Genomic DNA, 242 nt, shown 5'->3' with positions numbered 1-242 from the left:
CTACGACAGCGCCGAGGAGCACTACACCTGCTACACCACGAGCCAGAACCCGCATGTGGCGCGGCTGGTGATGAGCGCCTTCTACAATGTCGCGCCGGAACACAAGCTGCGCGTCATCGCACCGGATGTCGGCGGCGGCTTCGGTTCGAAGATCTACATCTATCCGGAAGAAATCGTCTGTCTCTGGGCATCGAAGAAGACCAGCGTGCCGGTCAAATGGACCTCGGATCGTACGGAAGCCT

At 59.9% G+C, this 242-nt stretch carries 1 protein-coding gene; it reads left to right on the top strand.

Features of this window, described 5'->3' with window-relative positions; translation table 11 throughout:
• The coding region (locus R0J92_RS26015; RefSeq protein ID WP_411053815.1) for a molybdopterin cofactor-binding domain-containing protein at window positions 1-242 on the top strand (242 nt) is incomplete at both ends.

Origin of the sequence: Tritonibacter sp. SIMBA_163 (genome assembly GCF_046535935.1) — a bacterium.
Lineage (GTDB): Bacteria > Pseudomonadota > Alphaproteobacteria > Rhodobacterales > Rhodobacteraceae > Epibacterium > Epibacterium scottomollicae.
This window is presented reverse-complemented; position numbering and strand designations above follow the sequence as displayed.